The following is a 7835-nucleotide window of genomic DNA, read 5'->3' as shown; positions in this document are numbered from 1 at the left end:
CGCCTCGACGCCAATGGAACCACCTGCACCAGGCCGGTTGTCGACCACGACGGGCTGGCCGAGCTGCGTGCTGAGCAGCTTGGCGAGCTGCCGCGAGGTTTGGTCCGTTATGCCGCCGGGCGTGAACGGCACGATGAACGTGATGGGCTTGGCAGGCCAGTCACCAGAGGCCTGCACCGAGCCGAGGGCCAATGCCCCGACGAGAACCACCACCAGTTTGCGGGCAGCGTTGAGCATGTCTGTCTCCTTTTTTTGTTGCCACAATATCGTGGCTGGTCGTAGAATACTTCAAAATATCGTAGAAATGCAAGTGTCGAAATCTGCATTTCATCCAGAAGAATCCTGAAAATTACGTCTAAATCACTTGTGGAATCGTGCTTTTTCGCCGCTATTATTCGTAAATCTCTACGAAATACCGGAGCAAATCATGCCGACACTCGTTCCTGCCGCCGCCCGCACCATGTCCTTGCTGGAAGTCTTCGCCAGAGAGCGCCGTGAGCTGTCCAATTCGGACCTCGCGCGCCTGATGGACTTGCCCGAGAGCAGTTGCTCTGACCTTCTGCACACGCTGCATGAAATGGGCTACCTGTTGCGCACGGCGCGCAGCAGGCGCTTCTATCCCACGGCGCGTCTGTTGACGATTGCCCAGGACATCTCCAGGGGCGATCCGCTGTACGCGGTGGCCTCGGAGGCCTGCGAAATGCTGCGTGCCAAGACGGGGGAGACGGGCATCTGTGGCCGCCTCGAAGGGGGCGTGGTCAAGATGCTGGCGTTCGCCGAGGGCACGCACCCGCTGCGCTATGTGGGCAACGTGGGCAACAAGATTGCCCTGCACGTGTCGGCGCTGGGCAAGGCAGAGCTGTCGCTCGGTACCAACGAGGAGGCCGCACGGCAGCTGCGACTCAAGCCGCTGAAAAAGATTGCGGCCGGGACCATCACCGATCTCGATGTGCTGCAGGCCCAGGTGGAGCAGGCCCGTCAGCAGGGATGGATGTGGGTGGAGAACGAGGGTGCCGACGGTCTCTCTGCGCTGGCGGTGGCGGGTTTCGTGGGCGACGAGCCGCTGGCGATCTCCATCGCAGGCCCGACCGACCGCATGCGCCAGCATCGCGATGTGTGCCTGCAGGCACTCAAGGAGGTGCAGGCCCTTGTGTTCCACCCCCGCAGCACAGCGTCCACCCCCGCATCGCCGCCCGCCGCCCGAACCTCACCGGCCCGGCGCGGTGCGGCCAAGCCATCCGGCCCCGCGTAGCACGCGGGGCATCTTCAAACCACCGACAGGAGACATGCCATGTATTTCGTACCCGATGCCGACCAGGAGATGCTGCGCGACAGCGTGCGCCGCTTCATGAAGAGTGAGGTGGCACCCAGGGTGGCAGAGCACGACCGCAACAAGACCTTCCCTTTCGAGCTTCTGAAGCGTCTTTCCGAGTTCGGCTACATCGGGGGGCGCCTGCCCGAGTCCATGGGCGGCATGGACATGGACCAGATGAGCTGGGCCATGCTGATGGAAGAGGCAGGCTACACATGGTTGTCGATGCGCACGATGGTGAACATCACCAATGCCGCGATCAACAAACTGGCCACCGAAGCCACGCCGGAGCAGTGCGAGCGATTCCTCAAGCCGCTGATGGCTTCGGAGCGCAGTGTGTTCAACGCCATCAGCGAACCTGGCACGGGGTCGAACATTGCGCAGGTGCAGACTCGCGCCGAGCTGCAGGGCGATCACTATGTTCTCAATGGCCGCAAGTTGTGGATCACCAATGGCGCCTTTGCCGACTTCGGCATCGTCGTGGCCCGCACATACAGCCCGGACTGCCAGGGTCAGCTCTCCACGTTTCTGGTGGAGCGCTCGGTGTCGCCCTACGAGGTGCGCAACGTCGACACCATGGTGCTGCGCAGCACCGGCACGGCCGAGCTGAATTTCGACAACGTGAAGGTGCCTCGCGAGAACCTGCTGGGTGAAGAAGGCCAGGCACTCAAGAAGATGCTCAAGGGCCTGGACAGCGCCCGGGTGAACATTGCCATGGGAGCTGTGGGCGCAGCGCAATCTGCGCTGGATCTGTCCATCGACTACGCCCGAACGCGCACGCAGTTCGGCAAGCCCATCGGCAGCTTCCAGCTGGTGCAGAAACTCATCGTCGACATGACCATACGCGTCGAGGCCGCTCGCGCACTGAGCCTGCGCGCAGCCGCTGCGCTGGATGCGGGCAAAGATGCGCGCACCGCCTGCTCGATTGCCAAGCTGTATGCCACCGAAGCCGCGCACGAAGTGGCGAGCATGGCCTTGCAGGTGCACGGCGGCCTGGGCTATGCCACCGACTACCCCATCGAGCGCATCTTCCGCGACACGCGCGGCGGAACCATTCCGGAAGGCACGACGGAAGTGCAGACCCTCATTGTGGGTCGCGAGATCCTCGGCATGTCGGCCATTGTCTGAGCGCGGCCTTTGTGCCACGCGCCACCTGCACCCAAAACATGGAGACACTTTTGACCGATCTTTCCCGGCTCATCCGACCTCGATCCATCGCCCTCGTGGGCGCATCGGATCGCCAGAACAGCATTGGCGAACGCACGCTGACCAACCTGCTGGACCATTCCGAATTTGATGGTGACCTCTATCTCGTGAACCCCACCCGGGACGCGATTCGAGGCCGGCGCTGCTGGCCCAGCGTGGCGTCGTTGCCGGCCACGCCCGATCTGGCGGTGATCGTCGTGCCGGCCTCCGGGGTGCTGGCGGTGGCAGAGGAATGCGCCGCTCGCGGCGTGTTGTTTGCCATCGTGTTGACCTCTGGCTTTGGCGAGGCTGGCGAAGAGGGCGAGCGGGCCCAGATGCGTCTGAAGGAAATTGCCGATGCAGGCGGCATGCGCCTGTACGGCCCCAACTGCCCCGGCTTGACCAACGTCAATCACCGCCTGGGGCTCACCTTCTCGCCCTCGTTTCCGCACGATCTGGTCAAGGGGCCGATTGGCCTGGCCACGCAGGGTGGTGGCCTGGGGCGCAACGTGATGCAGGCCATGGACCGCGGCATCGGCATCGGTCTGTGGGCTTCCACGGGCAACGAGGTGGACCTGCAGGTGGCGGACTTCATTGACTACATGGCGGACGCGCCCGACATCAAGGTCATCGTCACGCTGCTTGAAGGCATCAAGGACGGCGCACGGTTCGTGGCGGCCATTCAGCGTGCGGCCGCCAACGGCAAGCCGGTGATCGCGCTGAAGGTCGGCAAATCCGAATATGGCCAGCGGGCGGCCCAGTCGCACACGGCGTCGCTCACGGGTTCGGCCGAGGTGAACAGTGCGGTGTTCCGCCAGTTTGGTGTGATCGAGGTGGACGACATCGACGAACTGGTGGACACGGCCTGGCTGTTTGCCCGTGCCCAGCCGGCGGCCGCCGAAGGCCTGGCCATCTACACATCGTCTGGCGGCACGGCGGCGCTCACGGCCGATGCGGTCGGTCTCTCGGGCCTCACGCTGGCCACCTTTGCGCCGCACACGCGGGACGTGCTGCGCACGACACTGCCCGACTACGCTGCCATCGACAACCCGGTCGACACCACCGCAGCGGTGCTGAGCGACTCGGCCCTGATCGAGAAGACGCTCAGCGCGGTGGCCAACGACCCCAACCTGGGCTGCGTGATCGTGCCGATTGCGCTGGACTACGGCGAGACCACGATCCAGATGGCGCGCACCATCATCGCCGCGCAGAAGACGTGCGACACGCCCATCGTGCCGATCTGGATGAGCGACCGCATGGGTGAGGGCTATCGCATGCTGGTGGAGAACGGGTTTGCTCCGCCGCGTTCGGTGGGCAAGGCGATGAAGGCCATCCGCCGCTGGGTGGAGTACGGCCGTTGGAAGCGGGCCCACCCCACGCTGGCGACCCGCACCCTGTCCACCACACGAGCGCTGGCCACCTCCACCAAGGCCTTGTCGGAAACCGAAGGAAAGCGTCAGCTGTTGGCGGCGGGTGTGGGGCTGTTGCCCAATGGCCTGGCCCGAACGGTCGAAGAGGCGCAGTCGCTCGCCGATGGCATGGGCTACCCCGTCGTGGCCAAGATCGTGAGCCCGCAGATCGTGCACAAGTCCGATGTGGGCGGTGTGAAGATCGGTCTGCAGGATGCGGCGCAGGTAGCCCAGGCGTGGACGAGCATCATGGCCTCGGTGGGCAGCGCGCGACCGGATGCCACGATCGATGGCCTGCTGATCGAGAAGATGGCGCCGCGCGGTGGCACCGAGCTGATGGTGGGTGTGACGCACGATCCGGTGTTCGGCCACGTGATGACCTTCGGGCTGGGGGGCATCTTTGTCGAGATCCTGCGCGATGTGACGCGCCGCATGCTGCCGCTGGATGCGGCCAGCGCATCTGCCATGGTGCGAGAGATGCGTTGCTTCCCGCTGCTGGATGGCGCGCGCGGCCGGCCTGCAGCGGATGTCGCCGCCCTGGAGGCGCTGCTGCTGCGCATTTCCGATTTCGTGGTGGCCCATGCGCACCGCATCGAGGAAATGGACCTCAACCCGGTGTGGGTGGGTGCTGTCGGTGAGGGCGCGATTCCGCTGGATGCCGTGATCATCGAGCGCATCGACACGGAGCAGACGGCATGACGACAACGCCATCTGCACCGCCATTGCACGGCATCACCGTGCTCGATTTCAGCGAGCTGTTGCCGGGGCCCTTCTTCACCCAGAGCCTTGCCGAGATGGGTGCCACGGTGATCAAGGTGGAACGCCCACCCCACGGGGACAATGCACGCCACCTGGGCGCTGGGGCCTTCGAGGCCATGAACCGTGGCAAGCAAAGCGTGCTGCTGGACCTCAAGGACGACACCCAGCGGGCGAGGGTGCAGGCCCTGGTGGCCACGGCAGATGTGCTGGTCGAGTCCTACCGGCCAGGCGTCATGGCACGCCTTGGTCTGGACGCTGCGACGCTGCGCGAGCGCTATCCGCGCCTGGTGTACGTCTCGCTCACCGGATACGGTCAGACCGGTCCATGGGCCGACCTGCCCGGGCACGACATCAACTACCTCGCAGCGGCAGGCGTGCTGGCGGTCTCGGGTGCGCCTGGCGGTGCGCCGGAGTTGAACTTCGGGCTGCCCGTGGCCGACCTGTGTGGCGCCATGTATGCGCTGTCGTCCACGCTTGCCGCCCTGTTCCAGCGCCAGGTCACGGGGCAGGGGCAGCATCTGGATGTGGCGCTTGCGGACTGCGCATTGCACTGGATGAATCCGCGCATCGGCAGCTACCGGCAGGCGGGGGCCGACACGCTGGACGCACAGCGTGCGGCCACGCTGGTCAAGCCGGCCTACGGTGCGTTCCGATGCCGCGATGGCATCTACCTCTCGGTTGCCGCTCTGGAAGACCACTTCTGGCAACGTCTGTGCACTGCGCTCGACCTCATTTCTTTCAGCGCGCCGGCGTACGCATCGCACAAGCAGCGCAAGGAACACGCCGAGGCCATCAACCGAAGCATTGCCCAGGCGCTCATGCAACGAGATGCCCGCGAAGCCTTTGATCTGCTGCAGCGGCACGACGTGCCCGTCGCACCCGTGGTCGAGCCTGCCCGGCTGGGTGACTCGCCTGCTTTCGCGCGACGCGACAAGTTCGAGCCACACCGGACCGACATGCCACTGGCGCGCTACCCTGTGCCACTGGCCGGCATGGGTTTGGGCCGGCTGGGTGCGGCGCCCGCACTGGGCAGCACGTCGCTGTAGCGCCATGACGAGCCCCATGCACACACGCATCACGCAACTCCTCGGCATCGACTACCCGATCCTGGGCGGCGGGTTGATGTGGCTGTCCGACGCGCCCTACGTGGCTGCCCTGGTCAATGCTGGCTGCATGGGCTACATCACGCCGCGCTCGTTCGCCAGTGATGCCGGTTTCTCGCAGGCACTGCAGCAATGCGCCGAGCTCACGCAAGGCAAGCCGTTCGGCGTCAACCTGACGCTTTCAAGCCGCCCGGAAGCCAACGCGGACATCTTTCGCTGGATGGAGATGGCGCTGAGCCAGGGGGTGCGCCATTTCGAAACCGCCGGCTATGCCCCCACACCGCTGATCGCCGCACTTCATGACGCGGGCGCCATCGTGGTCCACAAGGCCTCCAGCATCCGCCATGCGTTGTCGGCCGAGCGCGCGGGGGCCGATGCGATCGCGCTCGTCGGCATGGAAGAGGGCGGGCATCCCGGCACGAACGAACTTCCCACCATGCTCATGGGCGCGCTGGCACTGGACCGATTCGAAGTGCCTGTGGTGCTGGGTGGCGGTATCGGGCGCGGGCGCCAGATCGCGGCGGTGCTGGCCCAGGGGCTGGACGGCGTGTTGATCGGCAGCCGCTTTCTGGTGTGCGATGAAATCCAGACCCACCGCGCCTACAAGGAGCACCTGCTGGATTGCGACGAAAACTCCACCGTTCGACTGCTGCAATCGCTCGGCAATACCTGGCGCGTGCTGCGCAACGACACGGCACGCCAGATCGAGGCAATCGAGCGCGCGGGTGCGCGCGACCATGCCGATTTCGGTGAGCTCATTCGCGGCAGCACGGCGCGCGATCACGCCTACGCCCTGGGCGACTGGCAGCGCGGCATGCTGTCTCTGGGCCCCTCTATCGCGTTTGCCCACCGCATCGAACCCCTGCGTGACATCGTGCGCGAGCTCATGGACGAGGCGCATGCCTCGCTGACGCGCACCGCTTCACTGGTATCCCCATGACATCACTCCCCTTCATGGACCGTCTGTCCGTGCCTGTCATCGCTGCGCCCATGCTGCGGATCTCCGGCTTGCAGCTGACCCTGGCGGCCTGTCGGGCGGGTGTCATCGGCGCCTTCCCGACAGCCAACTGCAATTCGCTCGACACCTTCGACAGTTGGTTGCGTGAGCTGCATCAGGACGCGAAGGCGCACCCACGCAGCGCTCCCTTCTGCCCCAACCTCATCATGCGGCGCGACCCGGCGCGTGTCATGGCCGAGGTCGAGCTGATCGTGCGACACCAAACCGAACTGGTCATCACCAGCGTGGGCTCGCCCGCTGCTGTTATCCCGCGCCTGCACGAAGGGGGATGCCTGGTGTTGGCCGACGTGGCCTCCGTTCACCACGCCGAACGTGCCATCGAGGCAGGCGCCGACGGGCTGGTGTTGCTCACGGCGGGCGCAGGCGGACACACCGGCTGGGCCAACCCTTTTGCGTTCGTGCGTGCCGTGCGCGCGTTTTTTGATGGACCACTGGTGCTGGCCGGCGGCATGTCGGACGGCGTGGCCCTGAAGGCGGCCATGGTGCTGGGCTGCGATCTCGTTTCCATGGGCACGCGTTTCATCGCAACGCAGGAAAGCCTGGGCAGCGAGCCGTACAAGGCCATGCTCACGCAGAGTTCGCTCGACGACATCCTGACCACCCGTGCCTTCACTGGCCTGCCTGCCAGTTTTCTCACGCCCTCCATCCGCCAGGTCGGTCTGGACCCGGCCGAGCTGGACGAGACGGTGTCGGTGCAGGAGGCCCGGCAGAGGTTTGGCGGCGGATCGGAAAGCGCCGTGATTCAACGATGGGCGGATCTCTGGAGCGCAGGCCACTCGGTGTCTGGTGTCACCGCGGTGCCTCCAGTGCGCGACCTGGTCTGCACTTTGCGCGAAGAATTCCAGAGCGCATGAGCGGGCTGCGATGATCGCGGAAATACCCTGCGATCTGTCGCGCTGACGATGCGCGGTGGCCTCCCATCGCGAGTGCCATACCGATGTGTTCGGCTGCGCCGCTGTGGAAGAATGCGCCGGTTCGATGTGCGTGCCGCTTGGCCGCAGCACGCCATAGGGAGTGCAAGTGGACGGCTTTGTGCCTTCAAGCTTTTT

The 7835-nt window shown here is 65.3% G+C and carries 7 protein-coding genes; 6 read left to right on the top strand and 1 reads right to left on the bottom strand.

The annotated features are described in order from the left end of the window. Positions 1-237, bottom strand: a 237-nt coding sequence (locus KXJ60_RS02825) for a tripartite tricarboxylate transporter substrate-binding protein (protein WP_291123894.1), incomplete at its 3' end; no start/stop codon positions are given. A 190-nt stretch (positions 238-427) separates the two neighbouring features. Between KXJ60_RS02825 and KXJ60_RS02820 the strand changes: the two genes are divergently transcribed. The 6 genes from KXJ60_RS02820 to KXJ60_RS02795 are packed head-to-tail and all read left to right on the top strand — an operon-like array spanning position 428 to position 7640. Further along, a complete protein-coding gene (locus KXJ60_RS02820) occupies positions 428-1252 on the top strand; it encodes an IclR family transcriptional regulator (protein ID WP_291123893.1) in 825 nt (274 codons plus the stop codon). 39 nt (positions 1253-1291) lie between these two features. Then, on the top strand, positions 1292-2440 hold the full coding sequence (locus KXJ60_RS02815) for an acyl-CoA dehydrogenase family protein (protein ID WP_291123892.1): 1149 nt from the start codon (positions 1292-1294) through the stop codon (positions 2438-2440). A 38-nt stretch (positions 2441-2478) separates the two neighbouring features. Beyond that, positions 2479-4605 (top strand): acetate--CoA ligase family protein, encoded by a 2127-nt coding sequence (locus KXJ60_RS02810; RefSeq protein WP_291123891.1) that lies wholly within the window; start codon positions 2479-2481, stop codon positions 4603-4605. Next, complete coding sequence (locus KXJ60_RS02805; RefSeq protein ID WP_291123890.1) at positions 4602-5711, top strand: CoA transferase; 1110 nt, start codon at positions 4602-4604, stop codon at positions 5709-5711. The genes KXJ60_RS02810 and KXJ60_RS02805 overlap by 4 nt, the downstream gene beginning before the upstream one ends. A gap of 16 nt (positions 5712-5727) precedes the next feature. Then, positions 5728-6708 carry a nitronate monooxygenase gene (locus KXJ60_RS02800; RefSeq protein WP_291123889.1) on the top strand — a complete coding sequence of 327 codons (981 nt, stop codon included), beginning with the start codon at positions 5728-5730 and terminating at the stop codon, positions 6706-6708. Further along, positions 6705-7640 carry a nitronate monooxygenase gene (locus KXJ60_RS02795; RefSeq protein WP_291123888.1) on the top strand — a complete coding sequence of 312 codons (936 nt, stop codon included), beginning with the start codon at positions 6705-6707 and terminating at the stop codon, positions 7638-7640. Before KXJ60_RS02800 ends, KXJ60_RS02795 begins: the two co-directional genes overlap by 4 nt. The last annotated feature ends 195 nt before the right edge of the window (positions 7641-7835 follow it).

Source organism: Hydrogenophaga sp. (assembly GCF_019264445.1).
Taxonomy (GTDB): Bacteria; Pseudomonadota; Gammaproteobacteria; order Burkholderiales; family Burkholderiaceae_C; genus Hydrogenophaga.
The sequence above is the reverse complement of the archived record's forward strand: the minus strand, read 5'-3'. Positions and strand labels throughout refer to the sequence as shown.